General features: G+C 64.4%; 17 protein-coding genes. 9 read left to right on the plus strand and 8 right to left on the minus strand.

The genetic code is table 11. The annotated features are described in order from the left end of the window. Positions 1-51 precede the first annotated feature (51 nt). Together tdh and DZK26_RS11165 are read right to left on the minus strand one after the other, a co-directional pair. Positions 52-1,083 carry an L-threonine 3-dehydrogenase gene (tdh, locus tag DZK26_RS11160; protein WP_116897377.1) on the minus strand — a complete coding sequence of 344 codons (1,032 nt, stop codon included), beginning with the start codon at positions 1,081-1,083 and terminating at the stop codon, positions 52-54. Positions 1,084-1,196: 113 nt separating this feature from the next. Next, positions 1,197-1,979, minus strand: a complete 783-nt coding sequence (locus DZK26_RS11165) for an NAD-dependent deacylase (RefSeq protein WP_116897376.1) — start codon at positions 1,977-1,979, stop codon at positions 1,197-1,199. Between the two features lie 68 nt (positions 1,980-2,047). Here DZK26_RS11165 and DZK26_RS11170 point away from each other — a divergent pair, with 68 nt between their 5' ends. Continuing rightward, positions 2,048-3,229 carry a sensor domain-containing diguanylate cyclase gene (locus DZK26_RS11170; RefSeq protein ID WP_116897355.1) on the plus strand — a complete coding sequence of 394 codons (1,182 nt, stop codon included), beginning with the start codon at positions 2,048-2,050 and terminating at the stop codon, positions 3,227-3,229. On the opposite strand, the gene pspF is transcribed toward DZK26_RS11170, so the two are convergent. Beyond that, positions 3,217-4,224, minus strand: coding sequence for a phage shock protein operon transcriptional activator (gene pspF / locus DZK26_RS11175; protein WP_116897354.1), 1,008 nt, complete (start codon positions 4,222-4,224; stop codon positions 3,217-3,219). The genes DZK26_RS11170 and pspF overlap by 13 nt on opposite strands. Positions 4,225-4,472: 248 nt before the next feature. Between pspF and radA the strand changes: the two genes are divergently transcribed. Then, the gene (gene radA / locus DZK26_RS11180) at positions 4,473-5,855 is read left to right on the plus strand and encodes a DNA repair protein RadA (protein WP_116897353.1); all 1,383 of its coding nucleotides are present in this window, start codon (positions 4,473-4,475) and stop codon (positions 5,853-5,855) included. A 19-nt stretch (positions 5,856-5,874) separates the two neighbouring features. Here the strand turns inward: radA and DZK26_RS11185 are convergent, their stop codons facing one another. Beyond that, on the minus strand, positions 5,875-7,650 hold the full coding sequence (locus DZK26_RS11185; protein WP_116897352.1) for a hypothetical protein: 1,776 nt from the start codon (positions 7,648-7,650) through the stop codon (positions 5,875-5,877). A 212-nt stretch (positions 7,651-7,862) separates the two neighbouring features. Here DZK26_RS11185 and DZK26_RS11190 point away from each other — a divergent pair, with 212 nt between their 5' ends. The 7 genes from DZK26_RS11190 (at position 7,863) to DZK26_RS11220 (ending at position 14,847) form a co-directional block, all read left to right on the plus strand. Continuing rightward, positions 7,863-8,444: a YdbL family protein gene (locus DZK26_RS11190; protein WP_116897375.1), complete on the plus strand. Its 582-nt coding sequence runs from the start codon at positions 7,863-7,865 to the stop codon at positions 8,442-8,444. Between the two features lie 139 nt (positions 8,445-8,583). Then, positions 8,584-9,909: a 23S rRNA (uracil(1939)-C(5))-methyltransferase RlmD gene (gene rlmD / locus DZK26_RS11195; RefSeq protein WP_116897351.1), complete on the plus strand. Its 1,326-nt coding sequence runs from the start codon at positions 8,584-8,586 to the stop codon at positions 9,907-9,909. After that, a complete protein-coding gene (gene nagZ / locus DZK26_RS11200) occupies positions 9,906-10,922 on the plus strand; it encodes a beta-N-acetylhexosaminidase (RefSeq protein WP_116897350.1) in 1,017 nt (338 codons plus the stop codon). Before rlmD ends, nagZ begins: the two co-directional genes overlap by 4 nt. Before the next feature lie 8 nt (positions 10,923-10,930). After that, on the plus strand, positions 10,931-12,235 hold the full coding sequence (locus DZK26_RS11205) for a mechanosensitive ion channel family protein (RefSeq protein ID WP_116897349.1): 1,305 nt from the start codon (positions 10,931-10,933) through the stop codon (positions 12,233-12,235). Then, on the plus strand, positions 12,228-12,782 hold the full coding sequence (locus DZK26_RS11210) for a phosphoribosyltransferase family protein (protein WP_116897348.1): 555 nt from the start codon (positions 12,228-12,230) through the stop codon (positions 12,780-12,782). The genes DZK26_RS11205 and DZK26_RS11210 overlap by 8 nt, the downstream gene beginning before the upstream one ends. Further along, the gene (locus DZK26_RS11215) at positions 12,779-13,534 is read left to right on the plus strand and encodes an S-methyl-5'-thioinosine phosphorylase (protein ID WP_116897347.1); all 756 of its coding nucleotides are present in this window, start codon (positions 12,779-12,781) and stop codon (positions 13,532-13,534) included. Before DZK26_RS11210 ends, DZK26_RS11215 begins: the two co-directional genes overlap by 4 nt. Positions 13,535-13,923: 389 nt before the next feature. Then, positions 13,924-14,847 carry a hypothetical protein gene (locus DZK26_RS11220; protein WP_116897346.1) on the plus strand — a complete coding sequence of 308 codons (924 nt, stop codon included), beginning with the start codon at positions 13,924-13,926 and terminating at the stop codon, positions 14,845-14,847. Positions 14,848-15,053: 206 nt separating this feature from the next. Here DZK26_RS11220 and dnaE read toward each other — a convergent pair whose 3' ends face one another. The 4 genes from dnaE to DZK26_RS11240 all read right to left on the minus strand — a co-directional run bounded on the left by dnaE (position 15,054) and on the right by DZK26_RS11240 (position 24,955). Continuing rightward, the gene (gene dnaE, locus DZK26_RS11225) at positions 15,054-18,551 is read right to left on the minus strand and encodes a DNA polymerase III subunit alpha (RefSeq protein ID WP_116897345.1); all 3,498 of its coding nucleotides are present in this window, start codon (positions 18,549-18,551) and stop codon (positions 15,054-15,056) included. Between the two features lie 234 nt (positions 18,552-18,785). Then, positions 18,786-20,459, minus strand: coding sequence for a Na+/H+ antiporter NhaC family protein (locus DZK26_RS11230; RefSeq protein ID WP_116897344.1), 1,674 nt, complete (start codon positions 20,457-20,459; stop codon positions 18,786-18,788). Positions 20,460-20,850: 391 nt separating this feature from the next. Next, the gene (locus tag DZK26_RS11235; RefSeq protein WP_116897343.1) at positions 20,851-23,544 is read right to left on the minus strand and encodes a DUF349 domain-containing protein; all 2,694 of its coding nucleotides are present in this window, start codon (positions 23,542-23,544) and stop codon (positions 20,851-20,853) included. A gap of 205 nt (positions 23,545-23,749) precedes the next feature. After that, a complete protein-coding gene (locus tag DZK26_RS11240) occupies positions 23,750-24,955 on the minus strand; it encodes a TraB/GumN family protein (RefSeq protein WP_116897342.1) in 1,206 nt (401 codons plus the stop codon). Positions 24,956-25,020: the final 65 nt, after the last annotated feature.

A 25,020-nucleotide genomic window follows, 5' to 3' on the forward strand; every position in this document is an offset into this window, starting at 1 on the left:
GGATGTGACCCCGACCTACAAGCACCCACTTCACACTTCACTCTTCACACTTTACACTTCTCCCGTCCAATCGCAGACGATCTTGCCGCACTGGCCCGAGGCCATCAGTTCGAAGCCCTTTTCGAAGTCGTCGATGGCGATCTGGTGGGTGAGCACCTTGTGCAGCGGAAAGCCGGTGAGCACCATCTGGGTGATCTTGTACCAGGTCTCGTACATGCGCCGGCCGTAGATGCCGTGCACCTCCAGGCCCTTGAAGATGACCTGGTCCCAGTTGACGCCGGCGTCCTTGGGCAAGAGTCCCAGCAGGGCTACCTTGCCGCCGTTGTACATCAGGCTGAGCAGGTCGCGGAAGGCGTACGGGTTGCCCGACATTTCCATGGCCACGTCGAAACCGTCGATGTTGAGCTCTTCACGGATGTCGAGCAGGTTTTCGTTCTTGACGTTGACCGTGCGCGTCGCACCCATGTCGCGAGCGAGTTGCAGGCGGTAGTCGTTGACGTCGCTGACGACGATGTGGCGCGCACCAACGTGCTTGGCGATACCGGCAGCGATGATGCCGATCGGGCCGGCACCGGTGATGAGCACGTCTTCGCCCACCAGGTCGAACTGCAGCGCGCAGTGCGCGGCATTGCCGAAGGGGTCGAAGAAAGCGGCCAGCTCGGACGGAATCTCGTCGGGGATCGGCCACAGATTGGTGACGGGCACGACCACGTACTCGGCGAAGCCGCCGTCGCGGTTGACGCCGATGCCCTCGGTGTTGGGGCAGAGGTGCGGCTTGCCTGCGCGGCAGTTGCGGCACACGCCGCAGACGACGTGACCTTCGGCGGAGACGCGCTGGCCTTCCTCGTAGCCCGACACGCTCGCTCCGAGTGCCTTGATGCGTCCGACGAATTCGTGGCCCAGCACCAGCGGCGGACGAATCGTGCGCTGCGACCACTCGTCCCACTGATAGATGTGCAGGTCGGTACCGCAGATCGAGGTCTTGTCCAGTTCGATCAGGACCTCGTTCGGGCCCGGCGTGGGAACGGGAACCTCGCGCAACTCCAGGCCGGGAGCGGCATCGGGCTTGACCAGCGCGCGCATGGTGCTCGTCATGGGATAACTCCGCTTGAAATAAGGTCGCCCATTATAGTCGACAGACCCAATTCCCCGAGGAAGCTCTGAACAGTTCAGTGCGAGCGCAAGGCCGCGGTGCCCTATCTCCGGCCGTTTGCAAGTGAATCGACCAGCGCGGGCAGCCAGGTTGCCGACGGTCCTGCGAGATGCCAGTCGGCCAGTTGGGTGAGTTCGTTTCCCTCCGGATTGATGTCGATCACGGTCGCCCCGGCACGGGCGGCCGTCACCGGCAGGCTGGCGGCCGGCTGCACGGCGCCGCTCGTCCCGGCGGTGATCATGACGTCGCAGGTCTCGGCGGCCGAGAATGCCGATTCGAGCATGTCGCGATCGAGCGCCTCGCCGAACCAGACGACATCGGGGCGCGCGAACCCCTCCGGGTGATGTGGCGAGGGCGGCGGCCTGTGCGCTCGGTGCTGCTCGATCCAGTCGGCGTCGATCGGCCGTTTGGTGCGCGAGCAGATGTTGCGCTGGATATTGCCGTGCAGTTCGAGCACATCGTTCGAGCCGGCCAGGGCGTGGAAGCCGTCCACGTTCTGGGTGACGGTCACCAGCCCGGGGATATGGCGCTGGAGCTCGGCCAGCGCCTCGTGGCCGGCGTTGGGGCGTGAGCGGGCAATGAGTTCACGGCGCCACTGGTACCAGTCCCAGACCGTGGCCGGATCGCGCTCGAAGCCTTCGGGCGAGGCCAGCTCCATCGGGTCGTGCCTGGCCCACAAACCGGTCCGGGCCTCGCGGAAGGTCGGAATGCCGGACTCGGCGGAAACGCCGGCGCCGGTGAGCACGACAACCGCCCGTGCCCACGAGAGACACTCGACGAGGGTGTGGGGTATGCTTTGGATATCGGTGCAGGGGGTGCGCGCCATGATCACTCCGTTGCTCCGGGGCCAATTGTTGCACAGGGAGGCATCATGCGGGGTACGCAAAAGCGCAGATGATCGACTGGATCGGACATTGGGGGCCGGGGATTCTCGCTGGGTTGCTCATTGGCCTGGGTTGTGGCTGGTTCGTCTTCAAGCGCCGCCGACCCGGCCGGGATGGTGCTGCGAACCCCGATGACGACCAACACGGGCGCTCGCGCGCGACGGTCCTGCATGCCCTGGCCCGGGCGGCGCGCATCCTCTTCAGCGCCGAAGGCAACGACGAGGTGATGCCCTCGGCGCTGGCCGTGCTGGGTGAAGCCGTCGACGCCGACCGCGTGTATGTTTTTGAAAACCATCGGGATCCGGACTCCGGCGAGTTGCTGGCCAGCATGCGATACGAGTGGTGCGGAGAAGGGGTCAGCGCGGAAATCGACAATCCCGACATGCAGGCCATGTCCTACGATGGCTTGCTGCCCAATTGGCGCCCGATATTCGAAGCGAGGCAGCCCGTCGCCGGCCTGGTCGAGGACATGCAGCCGGCCGAACGGGATCTGCTCAGGCCCCAGGGCATCCTGTCGATTCTCGTGGTGCCGATCTTCCTCGACGGCGCGTTCTGGGGCTTGATTGGTTTCGACGACTGTTCCAGCCGTCGCACCTGGGGGCAGGCGGAGGTCGATGCACTGGAAGTCGCTTCCGGCACGATCGGCGGGGCGATACGCAGCATGCGGGCCGAGGAGGAATTGCGTCGCCTGGTCAGCACCGATTCCCTGACCGGCGTAAGCAGCCGCCGCGCCTTCATCGAGCAGGCTCGCGAATCACTCGAGCGGGCATCCCGCCGGGGCGAGCCGGTCTCGCTCATGATCATGGATCTGGATCATTTCAAATCGATCAACGACAACCACGGTCACCCGGCCGGCGATCAGGCCCTGGTGCGTTTCGCCCAACTCTGCCAACAGATACTGCGCGACGACGACATCATCGGGCGGACGGGGGGCGAGGAGTTCGCGGTGGTACTTCACGGCGCCGGGCAGGCACAGGCCAGGCGGCTGGCCGAGTCGTTGCGCCGTCACGTCGAGTCCTCCAGGATCGACACCGCCGCCGGGAGCTTTCGGCTCAGTGTCAGTATCGGCGTGGCCATGCCGGCCGAGGGCGAGCGTAGCCTCAACCGGCTACTCAAGCGTGCCGACGATGCCCTTTACACGGCCAAGCGAGCCGGCCGCAACCGTGTCGAAACGGCCGATCAGCTTTCCTGATCGCTGTCGCGACCGATGTCGTGCTTGCGCAGGATGCCACGCAACTGGTCATAGCTGAGGCCCAGTCTTTCCGCGGCTTTGCCCCGGTGCCCGCCGGTCGCCGCCAGCGCTGCTTCGGTCAGGCGTTTCTCCTGGGCATCGAGCCACGCCCGCAGGTCGATCGGTTCCCGGGCCGGGTCCGGCAACTGTTCGGGTCCGTCGGTGGGGCGGGTGGGTCGCCACGGCGAGTCGAACGGATCGAACTCGATAGTCCCGACCGGGGCTTCGGGCTCGTCCAGCCGGTAAACGGCGCGCTCGACCACGTTCTTGAGCTCGCGTACGTTGCCCGGCCAGGGGTGGACGAGCATGGCTTCAAGCACGGGCCGGCTGAAGCCGGCGAAAAGTTCGCGTCCGAGCTCCCGGCTCATGCGCATGGCGAAATGCTCGGCAAGCGGCAGGATGTCCTCGCGGCGTTCCCGCAGCGGGGGCAGGGTGATGACGTCGAAGGCGAGGCGGTCGAGCAGGTCGGCACGGAAAAGCCCCCGGTCGGCCAGTTCCGGCAGGTCGACATTGCTGGCGCCGACCAGGCGGACATCCACTTCCAGCGGCCGGGTCGAACCCAGGCGCTCGAACTGGCCGTACTCGATCACGCGCAGGATCTTTTCCTGCACGGCCAGCGAGGTGTTGGCCAGTTCATCGAGAAACAGCGTGCCGCCGTCGGCCCGCTCGAATCGCCCGGCCCGCTGGCGCGAGGCATCCGTGAAGGCGCCGGCCTCGTGGCCGAACAATTCGGATTCGAGCAGCGATTCGCTGATGGCCGCGCAGTTGAGCTTGACCAGCGGCCCGTCCCAGCGCGGCGAGAGAAAGTGCAGGCGCTCCGCAATCACTTCCTTGCCGGTACCGCGTTCGCCCACGATCAGCACCGGCCGGTTGAGCCCGGCCGCGCGCGAGACCTCCTCGAGCACGCCGAGGAAGGCGGGAGATTCACCAATAACAGGCTGGTCGGTGGGGTTCATCGTTTCCCTGTGGCTTCGAAAGCGGGAGTGTCAAAATGGCGAGTCCGCTGCCGATAGGCGCTGAAATCCGAAATCCGAAGCACCAAATCCGAAACGGGTGAGTCGTAAGCAGCCGCCTCGGCTCGTGCACAGCTTGGTTTCGTATTTGGGTTTTCGAATTTGTTTCGGATTTCGAATTTCGGATTTCGAATTTGGAGTCCCTCTTTCAGCACCGCCCTCTCGATCTTCATCTCTGCCAGAATAACCGCATGCCCAAGCCGAAGTCAGTCTATACCTGCCGCGAATGCGGCGCGAGTTTCCCGAAGTGGACCGGGCAGTGCCCGGACTGCCAGGCGTGGAATTCCCTGGAGGAGGGCGTGGTCGAGTCGGGCCCGGCCGCCAAGGGGCCGAAGGGGCGCGGTAACTGGTCGGGCACGGCATCGGCGAGTGTCAGCAACCTGGCCGAAGTGCGCGCCGAGGCGGCGTCCGACCGCCTGTCCTCGGGCCTGAGCGAACTCGACCGGGTGCTCGGCGGCGGCCTGGTGCCCGGTTCGGTGGTGCTGCTTGGCGGCGATCCTGGCATCGGCAAGTCGACCCTGCTGTTGCAGGCCCAGGATGCCCTGGCCGCCGGCCACGGCAGCCTGTACGTGACCGGCGAGGAGTCGGCCGCCCAGGTTGCCATGCGCGCACGCCGGCTCGGCCTCGATCCCTCGCATCTGGACTGCCTGACCGAGACCAGCCTCGAAGTCATCCTCGCCACGGCGGCCGAGCGCAGGCCGGCCTTCATGGTGGTCGATTCCATCCAGACCTTGTGGACCGAGGCTTTGCAGTCCGCGCCGGGGGCGGTCGCCCAGGTGCGCGAGTGCGCCGCCCGCCTGGTGCAGTTCGCCAAGCAGACCGGCTGCGCCGTGGTATTGGTCGGTCATGTCACCAAGGAAGGTGCGCTGGCCGGCCCGCGCGTGCTCGAGCACATGGTCGATGCCGTGCTCTATTTCGAGTCCGATTCCGGCAGCCGTTACCGGCTGGTGCGGGCGGTCAAGAACCGCTTCGGCGCGGCCAACGAACTGGGCGTGTTCGCCATGACCGACAAGGGGCTCAAGGCGGTCGCCAACCCTTCGGCCATCTTTCTTTCGGGCCAGGAGGAGCCGGCCGCGGGCAGCTGCGTGCTGGTCACCCGCGAAGGCACCCGGCCGCTCATGGTCGAAGTGCAGGCCCTGGTAGCCCCTTCCAATCTTTCCAATCCACGGCGCGTGGCCGTCGGCGTGGATCCCAATCGCCTGGCCATGCTGCTGGCGGTCATGAATCGTCATGCCGGGATCGTGGTGGGCGACCAGGACGTGTTCGTTAACGTTGCTGGCGGGATGCGCATCAGCGAGACCGCCAGCGATCTGGCCATCGCCCTGGCGCTGCAATCCTCCCTGCGCGAGAAGCCACTGGCAAAGGGGTTGGTGGCTTTCGGTGAGGTCGGCTTGTCCGGTGAGCTACGACCGGTCTACAACGGCGAGGAGCGCCTGCGTGAGGCGGCCGGGCAGGGCTTCGACCAGGCTCTGGTGCCCGAGGCAAACCTCAAGGGCGCCAAAGCGAAAATTGCCGCGCGAGGTTGCCGCCGCCTGGCCGACGCCCTGATGGTCGCACGTGAAGGCGGCGACTGAGCGTTCCCACAGCAGTTTGTCAGGGCGTCTGTTCAAACCGGTCGGAGAACAAGTCGTTGACGAACAGCGCAGCCGCACCCAGATCGTATGGCCCCAGATCTACGGTGTGATTGGGGGTGAGCGTACCGCGCTGCTCGAACTTGATATCGGTGTTCATGGCATCGGCCCCGAGGAAGACTTGGTCACGGTCGTCGCAGATATTCACCGCTGGCGAGCCGGGCTGGAGAAAGTAGTTTTCGTCGAACATGGGGTCGGCGGTAATCACCGAACCCGCGTTGGGCAAGTTGGTCGTGGTTGACGACAGCAGGCAGTCGCCGTGAGTCAGGCTCGACTGGCCGTCGGCGTCCTCCCACAGCGTGTCATCGCCGTTCCAGTAGATGCCGCCGACCACGTGCACTTCCATGTCGCCTTCGCTACGGATGCCGGCAACTTCGTTGAGGTCGGCAAAGGTGTTATACATCAAATACATGGAATTGGCCGAGTCGGCGGTAAACAGGTAGTCACCGCCCCCAGCGATACGGTCGCTGACCAAGCTATTGTGCATGACCATCCGACTGCCAGGCGTCAGATGGGCAACGGCCGCTTCGCCATCACTTCCGTTGTCTTCCAAGTGGACGCGCTCGAGCAGCAGGTAAGGCAGACCGTTGTTGCCTTGGCCGCCATTGTCGAGGTAGGCGAAACCGCCGCCGTGCAGTTCGCTGGAAGCGCCGGCATGGTTGCGCCAATGCCAGGAGCAGCTGATGCCGGCACTGCCGGGGCAGCCCGGCTCGGTCTCCGATTGCTGCCCGATACGCGCCTGCACGCCCTGTACCAGATGCAGAGCACCGCCGGTATCCCCGGCGTTATTCGTTCTCAGACTGGTGTTGCCCAGGTTGAGTTCGATAGGCGCGGAGGCATCGCCAGCGATATAAATGGCGCCCCCTTCTTCGGCGGAGCCACCATGGATGCTGAGATGCCGATGGGCCAGAGATTCCGGGTCGCCGGTGGTGATTTCAGTTCCCAGGCTGAATATGGCGCCGCCACTTAGAGCGGCCGTATTGCCGGCGAAAATGTGTCGCGGATAGGTCGGACCCGAACCGTTGTACAAGCGCAGTGCCTCGCAGCCGTTGGTCAGCGCAATGGCACCACCGGATCTGGCCTGGTTGTCCCGGAAACTGCTGCTACCCAATTCGATATGGGCGCCGGCTTCACCGCAGGCTATGGCGCCGCCGAAGATCGCGGCCCGATTGTCCCGGAAGATCGTTCGGCCCTGGGTTTCGAGGCGGGTATCGACGCCCAGATAGACGGCGCCGCCGCTGGCGGGGTTCGATTCGACTGCGCTTACACGGCCATTCTCCAGGGTCGTGTTGTCCAGCAGCAGGTGAACTGAACCGCTGATGTGGACCAGGCCGCCGAGGCCGACGCCATTGTCATGTCCCTGACCGTCGAGCAGCAGATTCTCGAGGGAGATCTTGCGGCGACTTGGGTCGAGATTGGCGTTGATTGTCAAAAGTCTCGCCTCATTTGCTTGCAGCAGCCTGATCGTCGTTGGATCACCGGTCAGGGGTTGATCGTCGGCACAGGACTGAAAGCCACCGATAATGCGAAGGTCACGCTGCAATTGCCCGATCACAAGGTCCTGGGCAGTAAACCCGTCGGGGACGGCCAGCCGGATAGTGGCCGTATCGCCCGCGGGCATCGACTCTACCGCGTTGATCGCGTCCTGGAGGTTCTGGTAGGCGTAGTCACAGTCGCCATCGCCGCCATCGATGTCGCCGACGGTAAGTAGCGGTTGCGCGTATGCCTGACCCCACACGAGGACGGATCCAAGGAGCAGGAGGTGGAGCAGTGATGTTCCTGGTCGCATGAGTGTTTCCTGATAACGTGAAATGTCGAATGCACTCAACGAACTTTGTGGACGGAATATGCCACCGACATGCTGAGGCGTGCCATCGGATGATTCCGATTCAGGCATAATTCAGCCTACGCATGCGACATTGCAAGCAGATCATTCCGGGAGTACCGACCATGCATCGTTTCCTTTCCATGACATCCATCGCCGGCGTGCTGTTGTTGGCGGCCTGCGTAACCATCAACGTGTACTTTCCCGAGGCAGCGGCGGAGCGTGCGGCCGACCGGTTCATTCGCGATGTACTGGGCGACGATGTGCCGGCTGCGCCGTCGAGCGAGCCGCAGGCTGCGCGTACATCCTGGTTGCACGCGCTGTCGCCCGTCGGTGTGGCGAATGCCCAGAGCGTGGATATCGATATCGATACGCCGCAGATCCAGCGCATCAAGGAACGCATGGCCGAACGCCAGAGCGAGCACCTGGCCGCCTGGTTCGACGCCGGCGCCATCGGCTTCACGCGTGACGGCCTGGTCGAAATCCGGGACCGTTCGGCCGTGGGGCTGTCGGAGCGGCGCAACCTCGAACGTGTCGTCGGCGAGGAAAACGCCGATCGCAATGCCGTCTATCGCGAGATTGCCATCGCCAACGGCCATCCCGAATGGGAGGACGATATCCGCAGGACCTTCGCCCGGCGATGGATCGCCAATGCGAGATCCGGTTGGTATTACCAAACCGAAGACGGGAGCTGGACGCAGAAGTGAATTTCAGTGTGAAGTGTTCAGTGTGAAGTGTTAAGTGGTGGCGTCTAAGGTGGTTGAGCGCGAAACGACGAAGCGACAAAACGACGAAAAGACGAACTAGCCAACCAGCCAACTAGCAAACAAGCGAACCAAGATTTACATGGGTAGAAGACGCCGGCGTCTGCCGACTGAGCCGATTACTGTCGACATCACCGATCTTTCGCACGACGGGCGCGGCGTGGGGCGGCATGGGGAGAAGGCCGTGTTCGTGCACGGCGCGCTGCCGGGTGAGAAAGTCTCGGCGAAGTTGATCGGTCGTAATCGCCGTTTCGACGAGGCGCTTTGCGAGGAGGTGCTGGAAGCATCGGCCGAACGTGTCGAGCCCGACTGTCCCTGGTTCGATCGCTGCGGAGGTTGCGCGCTTCAGCATCTCGATCACGCCGCGCAGGTGGACTGGAAGCACAAGCGCCTGGTCGACAACCTGGAACGCATCGGGGAGGTCAGTCCCGGTGAGTGGTGGGATCCTGTTTCGGCCGAGCCCTGGTACTACCGGCGCCGCAGTCGACTGAGCGCGCGCCTGGTCAAGGGCAAGGGGCGCGTGCTTGTGGGGTTTCGTGAACCACAGGGGCGTTTTGTGGCCGACGTGGGCGACTGCCGCGTGCTGCACCCGGATTTCAGCGATCGACTTCAAAGCCTCTCGGAACTGCTGGGAGATATGTCGGTGGCCGATGCGGTTCCCCAGATCGAGACGGCCAGTGGCGACGAGGATTCCGCGATCGTCATCCGCCACCTGCGCGAGTTGACCTCGGAGGACATCATGTTGCTCAAGCGCTGGTCGGACGACAACGGCATCGCCGTCTATCTCCAGCCCAAGGGCCCGGATACCGTCCATCGGCTCTGGCCGGAAGCGCATGAACTGAGCTATCGCCTCGAAGACTTCGATCTCGAACTGGCCTTTCATCCGCAGCACTTCATCCAGGTCAACGCGGCCATCAACAGGGCCCTGGTCAATCGGGCCGTCGAGCTTCTGAGCCCGGGTCACGACGATCGAATCCTCGACCTGTTTTGCGGCCTGGGCAACTTCACGCTGCCGCTGGCTACGCGCGCCGGCCACGTCACCGGCATTGAGGGCGCTCCCGAACTGATCGAGGCGGCCGGCGCCAATGCGCGCCGCAACGGCATCGACAACGTCGAACTGGAAGTGGCCGACCTGACCGAAGACATGTCGTCGCGACCCTGGTACCGGGCCGGTTTCGACGGTGTGCTGATCGACCCGCCGCGTAGCGGCGCCTTCGAGATCCTGCCGATGATCGCCGGCTCCGGGGCGAAGCGCGTGGTCTACGTCTCCTGCAACCCCGGCACCCTGGCACGCGACGCCGGCGAGCTCGTCAGGGAGCACGGCTTCCGGCTCGCGGGTGCGGGTATCGCCGACATGTTTCCGCACACCGCGCACGTCGAATCCATCGCCTTGTTCGAACGCGCATGAGCATTGAACGGCCGCTCGGACCGTTGATCGTGGGCATCGACGGCACTGCACTCGATCAGGCCACGGCGGAGCGACTGTGTCATCCGGCTGTCGGCGGCGTCATCCTCTTTTCCCGAAACTACGAGTCGCCCGAACAGCTTCGTGCCCTGGCAGGGGAGATCGGCGCGCTGCGTTCGCCGAGGCTGCTGCTGGCAGTCGACCAGGAGGGTGGTCGCGTGCAGCGTTTCCGCGAGGGGTTCACGCCGCTGCCGCCGCTGGGCCTGCTGGGCCGGTGGTATGCCTCGCATCCCGATCGTGCCCGCGACCTGGCCTATCGCCACGGACGCGTCATGGCCGCCGAGGTGCTCGGCCACGGCGTGGATTTGAGTTTTGCGCCGGTGCTCGATCTTGACCGCGGCAGCAGCGTCATCGGCGATCGCAGCATGGCGTCGGAGCCGGCCGCCGTCGGCGACCTGGCGGCCCATTACATTGCCGGCATGAAGGATGCGGGCATGCGTTGCTGCGGCAAGCATTTTCCCGGGCACGGTTCGGTCGAGGCGGACTCCCACGATGAGGTGGTCGTCGATCGTCGCGACCTCGATGATCTGGAAGCGGATCTCGCGCCGTTTGCCGAATTGGCCGGTTCGCTCGACAGCGTTATGATGGCGCACGTTTGCTATCCGGCGCGCGATGCCGAACCCGCGGGTTATTCGCGGGCCTGGATCGTCGATACTCTGAGGGAGCGCCTGAATTTCCGGGGCGTGGTGATTTCCGACGACCTGGATATGGTCGGCGCCGGTCCGGCCGGCTCTCTGGCGGAACGGGTTTCGAAGTCGCTGGCCGCCGGTTGTAACGCGGTGCTGGTTTGTCGCCCCGAGTCGGTTCGCGAGTTGCTGGATGGCGCGAGTGACTGGGTGACGCCCGAGCCGGGCACGCTCGAGCGGCTGTACGGACGTGCGATGGCCAGCCTGGATGAACAGATGCTGGTCCCCGAATTCCGGTCCTGGCGTGAATCGCTGCGGGCCCTGAGCTGAGGTGAGACATGCAGGAACTGATTGATAATCTGGACGGTCTGGCGGGTATTCCGGGCTGGGTGATCAAGGCCTTCGCCATCATCCTGGCAGCACTGCTGCTGGAGCTGGTCTATCGCATTTTCGTCAATCACCTTGAGCGGCTGTCGGGAAAGAGCGAGCACATGTGGGACGACGCGGTCGTCTATGCCGGCAAGCGGCCGGTTTCGCTGTTGATCTGGTGGCAAGGCCTGATCATGGCCGCGCGGGTGATTACGCCGAACACCAACATGATCGCGTTCGATCCGGTCCTGCTCAGCATCGCCCAGCAGCTCGGGCTGGTGGTGGCGGCCACCTGGTTCTTCTCCAGCCTGACGAGCGGTTTCGAGAAAGCCTTCGTCGAAGAGCGGCGCAAGCGCGACGAGCACGTCGATATCACCACGGTGACGGTGCTCGGCCGCATCGTGCGCATTGCCGTCGTGTTGACCGGCGTCATGACGGGGATGAGCATTCTCGACATACCGATTTCCGGTTTACTGGCCGCCGGCGGCGTAGGCGGTATTGCCGTGGGCCTGGCCGCCCGCGACCTGCTGGCGAATTTCTTCGGCGGCTTTACGGTGTTCATGGACCGGCCGTTTTCGGTCGGCGACTGGGTGCGTTCGCCCGACCGAGAGATCGAGGGTACGGTCGAACATATCGACTGGCGCGTCACCCGGATCCGCAAGTTCGACAAGCGGCCGATGTATGTACCCAATGCCACCTTCACCACCGTCACGCTGGAAAACCCCTCCCGCATGACGCATCGGCGTATCGCCGAGCATATCGGCGTGCGCTATGACGATTTCGGTGTCGTGCGCAAGGTGGTCGAGGACATCCGCGAGTACATCATGAACCACGAGGCGCTCGACACCACGCAGACGACGATGGTGCACTTCGATCGCTTTGGCGCGAGTTCGCTCGACATCATGCTCTACTGCTTCACCAAGACGGTGGTCTGGACGGAGTACCACCAGATTCGCGAGGATGTATTGCTGAGCATCGGCGAGATCATCGAATCGCACGGTGCCGAGATCGCCTTCCCCACGCGCACGCTCAAGGTCGACATGGCCGAGCAGCTGGCCGACGAGGTGCGGGAAGCCATTCCGGGCGACTCCCCGGCGCCTCGGGACGCCGATCCGGACGAATCGCGCTCGAAGGGTGATGCTGGCACGTCCTCATCACGCTCGCGCCGGGCGAAGAAAACCAGCAAACGGGTCAAGACCGACAGCGGCAAGGACAAGCGTGAGCCCCGCGGTGGTGACGTCGGCGGGGACAGCGGAGACGGTGGCGATGCCTGATTCGGTTCACGAAAATCCACGCTGGCCGGACGGTGCCGAATGCCTGTTCAGTGAACAGGATGTGTCGCGTGCCCTTGACGCCCAGGCCGAGCGTATCGGTCGTCTGGCCGCTGCGGACGAGGTGCTTTCGGTCATCGCCCTGATGAAGGGCGGGATGTATCCGGCCGTCGAGCTCAGCCGTCGCCTCGGCAGCGCCCTGCGCATCGACTATGTTCATGCGACCCGCTATCGCGAAGCCACCAGCGGCGGCGAAATCCACTGGCAGCACTGGCCCGGAGAGCTCTCACCGGGCGACCACGTCGTTGTCGTGGACGATATTTTCGACGAAGGCTACACCATGCAAGCGGTGGTCGAACGACTCGAGGAACAGGGCGTGCAACGAGTCACCACGGCCGTGCTGGCGCGCAAGCAGCACGACCGCGGCCTTGACCGCGACTGGGTGGACGATCATGCCCTGGAAGTGCCGGATCGCTACGTCTTCGGTTGCGGCATGGACTACCAGGGTCTGTGGCGTCAACTCGAAGGCATCTGGGCGTTGCCGTCATGAGTCGGGTTGCACTAGGCATTATCGGCGGGACCGGCGCGCTGGATCTGTTCGATGTGCGCGAGGAAAGGCGGGTGGAAACACCCTATGGCCGTCCTTCCTCGGCGCTGGCTCGTGTGCGCGTCGGCGAACTGGATGGCTGGTTCCTGGCGCGCCACGGCCGACCGCACCGTATTCCGCCGCATCGCATCAACTACCGGGCCAACATCGACGCGCTGCATCGTCTGGGGGTCGAGCGGATCGTGGCGATCAACGCCGTGGGCAGCATGGATCCGGTATGCGGGGCGGGCGAACTGGTCGTACCCGATCAGTTGATCGACTACAGCTGGGGACGTTCCCACAGTTTCAGCGACGATGACATCAGCCCGTTGCGCCACATCGAGTTTGCCGAGCCCTTCGCCGGTCCCACGCGGTCGGCCCTGCTGGCTGCCGCCAGGCGCTCCGAGGTGGCCTGTAGCGACGGCGGTTGTCTCGCCGTCACCCAGGGGCCGCGTCTCGAGACGGCGGCCGAGGTCAAGCGCATAAGTCGCGACGGGGCGACACTGGTGGGCATGACCGCCATGCCGGAGGCGGCCCTGGCGCGCGAGGCCGGCATGGACTACGCCAGCCTTTGCATCGTCGCCAACGCCGCGGCCGGCCTGGACGACGAGCCGATCAGTGAGGAGGCTATCCACCAGGTCCTGGCGTCGGCGATGGGCCATGTGCGCAAGCTATTCGATGCCCTCGATTTAGAGTCCCCGTTGGGGGATCCGTAATCCAAAAGTTCCAAATCACAAGCACCAAATATCAAACAAATTCGAATAACCGAATTTTCAATGAATGAAACGGGCATGGTGCCGAACTGAGAGCCCTTGGCGCATGAGCAGGCAGCTAATCGAAGTGTCGGTAAAGGCGGAGTCGGGTCGAATCGTGGCTAGTCGCATGATCCGACCGCCGTCGCGGTTTGGGTCATTGGGATTTCGTTCATTGCAAATTGTTTGAAAATTAGTGCTTGTGATTTGGTGCTTTAGCCGGTGGTCGTTGACAGAACCTTCGCGGAACACTCACCAAACTGTGACCTCCTTCTCCCTGATTATTATTGGGTTTTTTCCGTCAGCGACTTATCCTGTAAGCCATCGTTGAACCACTCCGCGAGGCTGATGGCATGCCCAAGAACCCGACCCTTTCCGTGCTGGAAACCGGCCAGAAAGAGCGAACCGTCATGCGGTCGCTGCTCAATCTTGCCGGGGTGCCTAACGGCGCGGGGGCGTGGCAGGTCATCGACGGACCGGGCGGCGACGTCACGATCATCGATGTCGATTCCGACGAAGGCGAATCCCGCTGGCTGGCACTTCGTGACTCCGGCCAAAATCCCATTGCGCTGACGAGCCGTCGCGGCTTCCCGGCCGACTACTTGCTCCGAAAACCGCTCAGCGCACGCAAGTTTCTCGACTTGCTCGAGCATGTCAGTTCCGGGGACATTCCGCCGCCGGTGTCGGAGCCCATCGAGGAACCGGATCGCGGCGGCGCGCCCGAGTGGCTGCGCCTGGAGCAATCCGACGATCCCGAGCAGGCCACCCTGGCCGAGCACCTGCGCGCCCAGACCTGGAACAGTGCCGTCGTACTGGAAGTGAGCGGCTGGCCGCGCCTGGTCATCGACCCCGGTTCGGGCAGCTGGTACTACGACGGCGCCATTGTCGACATGGAACCGCGGATGTTCGCGCAGCCCATGCCGGCTTCGGCCGGCAAGCCGGTCTCGAGCGGCGACCTGGTCGACGAGGTGGGAGGTGCCGTGCGCCGCCCCCTGAGCGAACTGAAATGGTTCGCCGGGCTGGCGCAGTCGCGTGGAAGACTACACCCGGATCTGCTCGGCAATGTCGAGTTCATGCTGACCCAGGCGCCGAGCGAGGCGATGAACAACGAGCACTATGCCCAGCTCGCCCGCATTCTCATCCGCGCCCCGGTGGACGTCGATGAACTGCACAGGCTATCCGGAGAGGCACCGGAGGATATCGCGGCGTTTCTGAATGCGTGCTACACGACTGGACGGCTGTTGGTGAATCGGGAAGCGAAGGTTTCAGGGTTCTGACCGGATCAAATTCGAAATTCGAAGCACCAAATCCGAAACAAATCCCAATGACCGAATTTTCAATGACCGAAACGAAACCCTTCTGACCTGAAGCGCCCGTAGTTTGGTCGTAGGCTGTAATCCGTTTCGAACTTTGGGTTTTCTGTCATTCGAATTTGTTTCGGATTTGGTGCTTCGGATTTGAAATTTGCGAGCTTCAGCGAGCCCTAGTACTTCAGCTTAACTGCACCGATTCCTGAAACGCCTCTTAGCGCAGCCAACAACTCAGTCGACGGTGTAACGTGCCACTGGGTGCCGAGGTGGAGGACGGCCTGGGCCGAGTGGTTGCGGTACTGGACGACCACGGGGGTACGGCCGGGGCGATAGGGTTGCAGGGCGGCGGCCAGGTCGTGTTCGAGTGATTTCTGGGGCTGGTTGATCTCGATTTCCACGCGACGGGCGAATTGTGAGCGCGCCTCATCGACGCTCATCACCTCTTCGGCCACCATGCGGTAGCCGCCGCGGAAAGTGTCGATCTCCACCCGGCCCCGGACCACCACGATTTCATCGGCGATCAATCGATCCGAGATTTGCTGGAACAGCCGGTCGAAGATTGCGACTTCCAGGCGCGCGGTACCGTCGTCCAGGGCGATGAAGGCACCCTTTCCCGGTCGTCGCCGGATGGCGGAAATCAGGCCCGCCAGGGTCATGGGCTTGCCCTTGCCGCGTCGGCCGCCTTCGCCGCCGCCGTGGCCCAGCAAGCCCTCGATACCCTCGAGGGTGGTGGTCGTCGTGTCGGCCAGTTCGTCGCGCAACTCGTCCATCGGGTGGCCGGAAAGATACAAACCCAGGGTTTCCTTTTCCGCGCGCAGGCGCTGGCGCAGCGTCCAGTCATGCACGTCGGGCAGGGGGCGTTCCTCGCTTGCCGTCTCTGCCTGCGGCGAGGCGCCGCCGAACAGGCTCGACTGGCCGGCCTCCCGGTCGGCCTGGAAGCGTTCGGCCTCGGACAGGATGTCGGGCAGGGCCTGCATCAGGGCGGCGCGGTTTTCGTGCAGGCAGTCGGCCGCGCCCGAGCGGATCAGGGTCTCGAGCGTGCGGCGATTGAGCCGGGACAGATCGGCTTCCCGGCAAAGATGGGCCAGCGACGTGAACCCGCCGCAGTCCGCGCGGACGTCGACCAGGTTTTCGACCGCACTGCGGCCCACGCCCTTGAGTGCGCCCAGGCCGTAACGGATGGCGCCGTTTTCCACCTCGAAGCGGTAGGCGGAGCGATTGATGTCCGGCGGCAGGATCTCCAGGCCCATCAGCCGGCAGTCCTCGATCAGGTTGGCGATCTTGTCGGTCTTGTCCAGATCGGCTGACAGGACGGCCGCCATGAACTCGGCCGGGTAGTGCGCCTTCAGCCAGGCGGTCTGATAGGCCACCAGGGCATAGGCGACCGAGTGCGACTTGTTGAAACCGTAGCGGGCGAAGGTTTCCATCAGGTTGAAGATCGACTCGGCTTCGCTGGCCTCGATGCCGTTGTCGGATGCGCCGGTCACGAAGATCTCGCGCTGGCGTTCCATTTCCTCGACCTTCTTTTTGCCCATGGCGCGGCGCAGCAGGTCGGCGCCGCCGAGACTGTAACCGGCCAGTTCCTGGGCGATCTGCATGACCTGTTCCTGGTAGAGGATCACGCCGTAGGTCGGTTCGAGGATCGGTCCGGCCTTCGGGTGCGGGTAGCGCACCGGTGCCTTGCCGTGCTTGCGGTCGATGTACTCCTCGACCATGCCCGCGTCCAGCGGTCCCGGGCGGTAGAGGGCGACGGCGGCGACGATGTCGTTGAAGCTGTCGGGCTTGAGCTTGCGCAGCATTTCCTTCATGCCCGGCGACTCGAGCTGGAAGACGGCGGTGGTGTGAGCCGCGCGCAACAGTTCGAAGGCCTTGTCGTCGTCGAGCGGCACGTCGTCGAGATCGATCGGCGCCTCGCCGGTCTTCTCGCGCGAGGCGTTGACCGCCTTGAGCGCCCAGTCGATGATGGTGAGGTTCCTCAAGCCCAGGAAGTCGAACTTGACCAGGCCGACTTCCTCGACGTCGTTCTTGTCGAACTGGGTCAGCACCGAATGCCCGTCCGGTTCGGTATAGAGCGGGGTGTAGTCGGTCAGCGGCCCCGGCGCGATGACCAGGCCGCCGGCGTGCTTGCCGGCATTGCGCGCGAGCCCTTCGAGCGAGCGCGCCAGGTCGAGAACAGTGCGGGTGTCGTCTTCCTTTTCGTAGCGGGCCTTGAGTTCGGGCTCCTCGGCCAGGGCCTTGTCCAGCGTCATGTCGAGCTGGTTGGGGATGAGCTTGGCGATCGAGTCGACGAAGCCGTAGTTGTAGCCGAGTACGCGACCGCAGTCGCGCACCACGGCCTTGGCCGCCATGGTGCCGTAGGTGATGATCTGCGAGACCTGCTCACGGCCGTAGCGCTGGGCCACGTATTCGATCACCCGGTCGCGACCCTCGACGCAGAAGTCGATGTCGAAGTCAGGCATGGAAACGCGTTCTGGATTCAGAAAGCGCTCGAACAATAGCTCGTAACGCATTGGATCCACGTCAGTTATTCCCAGGCACCAGGCCACGACCGAGCCGGCGCCGGAACCCCGGCCGGGGCCGACGGGCACGCCGTTGTTGCGCGCCCAGGCAATGAAGTCGGCCACGATCAGGAAGTAGCCAGAAAAGCCCATCGAGACGATGACTTCCAGTTCGCGTTCCAGGCGCTGGTCGTAGTCCTCCCGCGACACGTCCCCGGCCAGGCCGTGGCGGTTGAGGCGTTTGTCCAGGCCCTCGGCAGCCTTTCGGCGGACGAAATCGTCTTCCGTTTCACCGTCGGGGACCGGGAAGGCCGGCAGGAAATATTCGCCGAGCCGCAGTTCGAGGTTGCAGCGTCGTGCCAGGTGCAGGGTGTTCTCGAGCGCCACGGGCAGGTCGGCGAACTGCTCGGCCATTTCCTCGCCGCTTTTTAGGTATTGCTCGTCGACGTACTCGCGCGGTCTTCGTTTGTCGTCTAGTAAGCGACCCTGGTTGATACACACGCGGGCTTCGTGGGCGAAGAACTCGTCGCGGGTGAGAAAGCGGACGTCGTTGCTGGCCACGACGGGCAGCCCACGCTGCACGGCCAGGTCGAGCAACCCGGATTCGATCACGCGTTCGTTGTCGCGGCCCATGCGCTCGAGCGTGAGATAGAGGCGGTCGGGAAAGAGGGTTTCCCACTCTTCCAGCCGGTTGCGGGCGAGGTTGGTGCGCCCGTTCGACAATGCCTCGCCGACGTTGGACTGGCGACCGACCAGGGCGATCAAGCCGTCGGTGTGGCCGCGCAGCCAGGCCGGGTGCACACGCGGGTGGCCGCGGAAGCGCCCCTCGAGAAAGCTGCGCGAGAGAATCCGGCACAGGTTGAGATAGCCCGTGCGGTCCTGGACGAGAAGGGTGACCACGCCGAACTGCTCGGCATCGCCGGCATCCTGGACTCGCACGTCGGCACCGATGATCGGCTTGATGCCCTTTGCGATCGCCGCCCGGTAGAACTTCACGAGTCCGAACAGGTTGTGCCAGTCGGTCACCGCCACCGCCGGCATCCCCAGCTCGGCCGCCCGCTCGACCAGCTCGCCGATGCGCACCATGCCGTCCTCGAGCGAGTATTCGGTGTGCAGGCGGAGGTGGACGAAGGGGCTCGGCGGCGCGGAGGGCTTTGGGGCTTCGTCGGGCATGGGGGGATTATAGACGGGACGGGCCTATTGGCCCAGTGTGAAGAATTGAGTGTTAAGTGTGAAGTGTTAAGTGTAAAGTGAATGGATTCAGATGGTTATGCGGCCTTTCTGATAATCGGTGCAATTTTCCGCATGGTATCGGCCCTGATCAATTATCGCTACACGTGGAGGCACCCCCAACCTCATCCGCTACAACGGTGGATGCGAGCAGCCAGCCTGAACGAGCCGGCTCCTTCACACTTCACACTTCACACTTAACACTTCCCTTCCCATCATCCGAACCCCCACAATTAGAGCCAGGGCGCCAATCGGCAAACAGATCCACCACGGCACGCCGAAACCCGCTGGAAGGGTACCGAGAACGATGGCGATGACGCCGGCGAACACGGCGTAGGGCATCTGGGTGCGAACGTGCTCGATGTGATCGCACTGGCTGGCCATCGACGACAGGATGGTGGTGTCGGAAATCGGGGAGCAGTGGTCGCCCCAGACCGCGCCGCCCAGGACGGCGGCCACCGAGCCGTAGAGTATCGGCATGTGCTCGACGCCGGTCATGCCGTTGTTGCTCATCAGCGCCCAGGTGAGCGGCAGCATCAGCGGCAGGAGAATGCCCATCGTGCCCCAGCTCGAGCCCGTCGAAAAGGCGGTTGCCGCCGCCAGCACGAAAACCACCGTGGGCAGCAGACCCGGGTGCAGTCGATCACCGAGCAGCTCGGACAAGAAACCAGCCGTGCCCAGTGCCTCGGTAATGCCGGCCAGGGCCCAGGCCATGACCAGGATGACCACCGCCAGCAACATGCTGCGAAGGCCGGTGAACCAGGCGCCCATGAGCTCCGGGATGGACAGGCTGCGATGCATCATCGTCATGATGACGGCCGAGACCACGCCCAGCAGCGAACCCCACAGCAGGGCCTTGTAGGCATCGGCGCTCTCGAGCAATGCCTGGAGGGTCTCGCCCTCTCCGCTGACGAACAGGCCGGCAATCACCGAGACGACCAGGATCGCGACCGGCACGACCGCATTCCGGGCCAGTCGGCGGGTGCCCTCGGCGGGCTGGACCTGCTTCATGTCGTCGTCGACCAGGGCGGTGCTCACCGACTCCGGCGCCACTTGTCCTTCTTCTCGGGCGCGGCGTTCGGCCGCGTGCATGGGGCCGAAATCGCGGCTCGAGAGCACCACGGCGAAGACCAGGACGAGGGCGAAAAGTGGATAGAAGCTGTAGGCGATCGAATTGAGGAAAACGAAGTAGGCGTTCGCATCCAGGCCGGCGATGCCTTCCATGGCATCGCGAATGAGGCCGACTTCGTAACCGACCCAGGTGGTCACCAGGGCCACGGAGGCGATCGGCGCAGCGGTGGAATCGACCAGGTAGGCGAGCTTTTCGCGCGAGACCTGCATGCGGTCGGTCACGGGCCGCATGGTGTTGCCCACCACCAGGGTATTGGCGTAATCGTCGAAGAAGATCGCCAGGCCCATGGCAACGGTCGCCAGGCTGGCCCGGCGGGCCGAGTCGGCAAAGCCGACGATCAGCTCCACCACGCCCTGGAGCCCGCCGTTCTTGGAAATGATGCCGACCATCCCGCCGATCATCATCGAGAACAGGACCACCGACGCATTACCCGAATCGGCCAGGGCGGCGACCACGTGCACTTCGAAGGACTCGAGCAGGCCCGTAAACAGGCCGACGAGCGTGAAATCGTTGAGTGCCCAGGCGCCGACCCAGATGCCGACGAACACGGCGGGTACGACCTGGCGGATGATCAGCGCCAGGGCGATGGCCAGCAGCGGCGGCAGCACCGAAACCCAGCCGTAATGACCGGCTTCTTCGGCGGCGAACAAAACGGGGCTGGCGAGCAGGGCCATGCACAGCGCGAGGCTGCGCAAAGCCGGGATAATTTTTGTAGTCATTGGACTAATGCAATCGGAAGTATGGCCACATTCAGCTTGTCTCTCGGCGCTTGTGGCAAGGCGTCGGGCGCCAGCACAGGCAACGGAGGGAGCGCGGTTTCGCGCAGCGAAGGAGCGCTCGTGGAGTGCCGTCGTGCGTGTAGCCGGGCGCCTACATCAAGCGCCGAGAACGAAGTCCACAAGCGCCGAGAGACAAGCCCGACGGGGGCTCCGGACGAATCCGCCTGCAGCGCAGGCCGTAACCAGGGTGCGGTTTGCGTAGCAAGAAGCGCCCTGGTGAAGGCCGCAGCGCGTGTAAAAGTGCCTCGACGTAGATCCACTATGCCTTCGCCACTTTGCCTTGCAGGCGAATCCGTCCGGAGCCCTGAATGAGGCCATACTTCCGATTGCATTAGTCAGTCCCCGACATCGACTCGAGTACATTCTGGCACTTCCGGAAACGCTTTGCCATGTCGTCATGGGTCTCGGCCGGCTGCGGGAAACTGGCGTACCAGCGCCGGCGTAGTTCGGCCAGTTCTTCGGCCAGGCCGGGCGTTTCGGCTCGCTCGCTCATGCGTTTGGCCAGGCGTTCGACCTGGAAGTTCATGCGTGCCTCGCGATCCTCCGGCGGCGAGTCCAGCCCGGCGAGGAACTCCATTTCGATGACCACCTTCCGCGCCTGTTCGCCGTTTTCGGCCACCTGTTCCGCGATCGTTTCGGTGTCGACGGATTCATCGGCGAGCCTTCGGGCGGCGGCCTGGAGGGATCGGGCGAGTTCGTCGTCGGCGTCCGTCTGCGGCATTTCGATGTCCGGCGCCTGGCCGGATTGCCGGCTCTGCCAGGCGGATTGCACGCGCCCGGCGAATTGCTCGAGCTGCTCGAGCGCCCGGCGTCGGGCGGCCAGGCGTCGGTCCTCCAGCCGCCTGTCGAGGGCATGCCCGGCCTTTTCAAAGCGCTCGGCCAGATGGCCGGGCCGGCGACCGGCCGTCTCCCACTGAGACCGCAGCGCTTTCATCTTTCCTTCGGCCTGGTCGAGTTCGGCCTCGTCGACTTTCGCCAGTTCTTCGGCCTGTTCGACCAGCTCGCGCAGCACGGCCAGTTCGGCTTCCTGCGCTTCGCGCTTGTTGTTTTGCTCGCCCTGGAGCTTCTCGAACAGCGGGTCGATCGGGGCGCGGAATTCCTTCCAGAGTTTCTGTTCGACGCGTCGGCGGCCGGTGCCGGTTTTCTGCCAGCGTGCCTGCAGCGCCTTGGCCTGTTCGATGGCGGTCTTGAGATCGGCTTCGTGTTCCAGCGCCTGTGCCTCGCGCACCAGCCGCCGCTTTTCGTTCTCGATCGTCTCGAAGGCCGCGTCCAGGCGACCGGACAGCGCGTCCATCACCTCTCTCAGTTGCGCGGCCGATTTACCGCGCGCCTTCGGCGGCAGGTCGTCGAGCCGGCGAATGGCCAGCCGCGCGCTCTTGAGGAACTGCTTGAGCGTATCGATGCCGGTCTCGTCGTCGTCTGCCAGGGTCCGGGCGCGCTCGAGGAAGGCCTCGAGTTGCTCCAGGTTTTCGGCCTGTACCTCGTGGCGCTTTTCGAAGAACGGCTGGGCCTGTTCGAAGGCGTTCTTGCAGGCGGCCTGGAATCGGCGCCACTGGCCCGCCGGTGCGGCGTGCCGGCGCTTGTCCCCCGGCAGCACTTCCAGGTCTTCGAGATGTTGCCATTCCTTTCGGGCTTCCTTGAGTGCCGCGGAAATGGCGTCGGGATGCTGGCCGGAGTCGGCCAGTTGTTCGATCCGCTCGATCAGCTCGTCGCGGTGTTTGTTGTTCGACCAGTGTTCCCAGTTGCGCATCTCGCGCAGGCGGCCTTCGAGCCGGCCCAGGCGTCCGGCGGCTTCACGCGGTCGCTGCTTCGGCTTGAGCCGGTCGAGACGGCTGCGCAGATCCCGTAGCGCGGCCTGGGCCTTCGCGATGTCGCCGGCCTCGATCAGCCGGGTGGCGGCATCGAGCTCGGCCTGCCAGTCGGTGCTGTCCTGCTCCGACTGTTCGGCGGGCCGGGGCGCTTCCTTTTTGTTTGACGCCTGCTTGTTCGACGCCTGCCGGCGCTTCTGCAGGGCTTGCAGGATGGGGAGTGCTCGCTCACGCAGTTCCTGATCGGCCGGACCGGGCTGGTCAATGGCCTGCCAGACCCGATCGAACTCGCCCAGCAGTTCGGCTGCCCGATCGATGCCGAGCGCGTCGATATTCTCGATGGCCTCGAGTCGCTCGACCGTGCTGGCCAGTGAGGCGTCGGCGGCCCGGGTGGCTGGTTCGGAGTCAGCCTTCTTGCGATTCGCGGCGCTGCGACCGGCGGTCTCGAGCGCACGGCGCACGATCTCCATTGCGCCCTGGAAACGGCGGGCGAGATGCGCCGGCGGCGAGTCCGCGGCCTGCCAGAGACTTTCGAGTTCATCGTGCTCGGTACGACGATCGCCCTCGAAATCACCGCGCGCCAGGCGTTCGGCACGCTCGACCAGGCGCGAGGCCGACGCCGAGGCCTCGTCGTAGTCGCCGCTTTGGGCCTGCAGGCGGTGCAGGCGCTCTTCGACGGCGCGGGCTCGCCGCTTGCTCTTGCGACGCAGTGCCGAGTTGATGCGTTCCAGCGTCGAAGGCTGGTCGATACGCTCGATCAGCGACAGCGCCAGTTCATCATCGGTTTCCTCGATCACCCGGTCACCCAGAAAGCCCGGTGAATCGATCCTGGAGAGCGCTTCGGCGCGCAATGCACGGTCGGGCGCGCGGCCGGCGGCCTTGCGGATGAAATCGGCGTCGTCGATGCGGCGGAACCACTCCAGGCGTTCCTTGATGAGCTTTTCGTCGGGACGCTGCAACACGGCCTTGATCAGGAAGGTATCCGCGGCCTGCACGATGGCCGGGTCGGTTTCGCGCAGGCGGGCATCGAGCCAGAAGGGCTCGGTATTGATGCGACGCAGGGCGGTCAGGCGCACTTCGGCCGATTCGTCGTGTTCGGCAATGTGTCCGAGTTCGGCTTGCAGCTCCGGGTCGTCGCTTTCGGCCACGGCCTGGCGCCGGATCGAGGGATCCTTCTGCTGCCAGGGCTTGCCGAACAGTCGTGCCTTGATGCTCATGAGGGCCTGTGTCGAGATTTGCGGATCAACCCGTATTATAGGGTTGGAAGCGGTGCCGTCGGCCCGCGTCTTTAGCGTCGCCGATAGGGGCGCGGTAAACCCCTTGCCTTTAGGCGGTGGATCGAGCTTGAAAATTGGTGCTTGTAGTTTGGTGCTTCGACCAGTCGGCCGTCTGGCCGATGGATCCGGCTTTAGCCGGTGGTCGTTAGTACAACTGTTGCACCATCCGGAATCCGGCCACCCAGGTACCGACGGCCGAGCCCAGGTTCGACAGGAAGAACACCAGCAACACGCGCGAGACGCGGTTTCGCCACCAGCCCGACAGTTTGACGACATCGTCGCGCAGGGTCTCGAAATCACCCACGCGCGGCTTCCTCAGACTGGCTTCGACCGCACCGGTGACCATGCCGGCGCCGATGGTGGGGTTGAGTGAGGTCAGCGGGGCGGCGAGCAGGGCCGTGCCGACCGTCAGTGGATGGCCGCCGGCAATCAATGCGCCCAGGGCCGACAGGGTGCCGTTGATGACCACCCAGGTCGTAACCAGCGCCCAGCCCAGTTCCGGTGAGCGCGAAAAGCCGATGATGAAGCCGGTCGCGACCAGACCCAGGACCAGCCAGGGCAGAGCCTTGAGCAATTTCGACGCCGGCGGCATGACATTGAGCGACTCGACGGTTTCGGCCGGGTCGCTCTCGGCTTCGAGTGCCTTGGCCGTGCCTTCGAGGTGCCCGGCCCCGAGCACGGCGAGCACCTTGCGGGGTGCGCGCTGCTCGTTTTCCTGCCGTAGCCGCGCGGCCATGAAGCGGTCGCGTTCGGCAATCAGGGACTCGAACAGTTCGGGCGCGGATTCGGAGAACTCGCTGAAGGTTTCCGTCAGCAGGTCGCCCTGCTTGAGGCGCTCGATGTCGTCCTCGCTGATTTCCTGGCGCGAGAACATCGACATGACCAGGCCATTGAGCATCAGCCATCGCTTCCACCACGACAGGCTCCGGGAAGCGCGTCGCAGGGTGATGCCGATATCGCGGTCGATCAGATGGACGGGCACGTCGGCCCGCCGGGCAGCCTCGATGGCCACCTTCATTTCCGCACCGGGCTCGATACCGAACTGCTCGGCGATGCGGCGCTGGTAGGCCGACAGTGCGAGTGAGGCCATCATCATGCCGGCCTTGCCCTGGCGAATGACTTCGAAGAGGTTCATGTCGCGCCAGGCGTCGCGTTCGGTCAGCGTCTGGTAGCGCGCCGCGCACAGTTCGATGGCCACGGCGTCGTAGTGGCCGCTGTCGATCAGGCGCTCGACCGCCTCGGCGCTGGTGCGCGAGACGTGCGCGGTGCCGAGCAGGGCATAGTCCACGCCGTCGCGCGTGACGTGGGTTACCGGTTCTTCACCGAAGAGTTCGGATTGGTCGTGAGTCATCGAGGCCACTCGGGCAAAAGCGATGCGGCAGTTTAGCGGATCGGGGGCGGTTGCTGTCGTGCCTG

The organism is Wenzhouxiangella sp. 15190 (assembly GCF_003417465.1).
In the GTDB taxonomy this organism is placed as follows: domain Bacteria; phylum Pseudomonadota; class Gammaproteobacteria; order Xanthomonadales; family Wenzhouxiangellaceae; genus Wenzhouxiangella.

Excerpts from the sequence above, each read along its gene's own strand:
- tdh (WP_116897377.1), bottom strand. The coding sequence starts at position 1,083 with ATGCGCGCGCTGGTCAAGCCCGATGCCGCTCCCGGCCTGGAGTTGCGC.
- DZK26_RS11190 (WP_116897375.1), top strand. The coding sequence starts at position 7,863 with ATGCATCGTTTCCTTTCCATGACATCCATCGCCGGCGTGCTGTTGTTG.
- DZK26_RS11215 (WP_116897347.1), top strand. The coding sequence starts at position 12,779 with ATGAGTCGGGTTGCACTAGGCATTATCGGCGGGACCGGCGCGCTGGAT.
- DZK26_RS11205 (WP_116897349.1), top strand. The coding sequence starts at position 10,931 with ATGCAGGAACTGATTGATAATCTGGACGGTCTGGCGGGTATTCCGGGC.
- DZK26_RS11240 (WP_116897342.1), bottom strand. The coding sequence starts at position 24,955 with ATGACTCACGACCAATCCGAACTCTTCGGTGAAGAACCGGTAACCCAC.
- nagZ (WP_116897350.1), top strand. The coding sequence starts at position 9,906 with ATGAGCATTGAACGGCCGCTCGGACCGTTGATCGTGGGCATCGACGGC.
- DZK26_RS11230 (WP_116897344.1), bottom strand. The coding sequence starts at position 20,459 with ATGACTACAAAAATTATCCCGGCTTTGCGCAGCCTCGCGCTGTGCATG.
- DZK26_RS11235 (WP_116897343.1), bottom strand. The coding sequence starts at position 23,544 with ATGAGCATCAAGGCACGACTGTTCGGCAAGCCCTGGCAGCAGAAGGAT.
- radA (WP_116897353.1), top strand. The coding sequence starts at position 4,473 with ATGCCCAAGCCGAAGTCAGTCTATACCTGCCGCGAATGCGGCGCGAGT.
- DZK26_RS11210 (WP_116897348.1), top strand. The coding sequence starts at position 12,228 with ATGCCTGATTCGGTTCACGAAAATCCACGCTGGCCGGACGGTGCCGAA.
- DZK26_RS11220 (WP_116897346.1), top strand. The coding sequence starts at position 13,924 with ATGCCCAAGAACCCGACCCTTTCCGTGCTGGAAACCGGCCAGAAAGAG.
- DZK26_RS11170 (WP_116897355.1), top strand. The coding sequence starts at position 2,048 with ATGATCGACTGGATCGGACATTGGGGGCCGGGGATTCTCGCTGGGTTG.
- dnaE (WP_116897345.1), bottom strand. The coding sequence starts at position 18,551 with ATGCCCGACGAAGCCCCAAAGCCCTCCGCGCCGCCGAGCCCCTTCGTC.
- rlmD (WP_116897351.1), top strand. The coding sequence starts at position 8,584 with ATGGGTAGAAGACGCCGGCGTCTGCCGACTGAGCCGATTACTGTCGAC.
- pspF (WP_116897354.1), bottom strand. The coding sequence starts at position 4,224 with ATGAACCCCACCGACCAGCCTGTTATTGGTGAATCTCCCGCCTTCCTC.
- DZK26_RS11165 (WP_116897376.1), bottom strand. The coding sequence starts at position 1,979 with ATGGCGCGCACCCCCTGCACCGATATCCAAAGCATACCCCACACCCTC.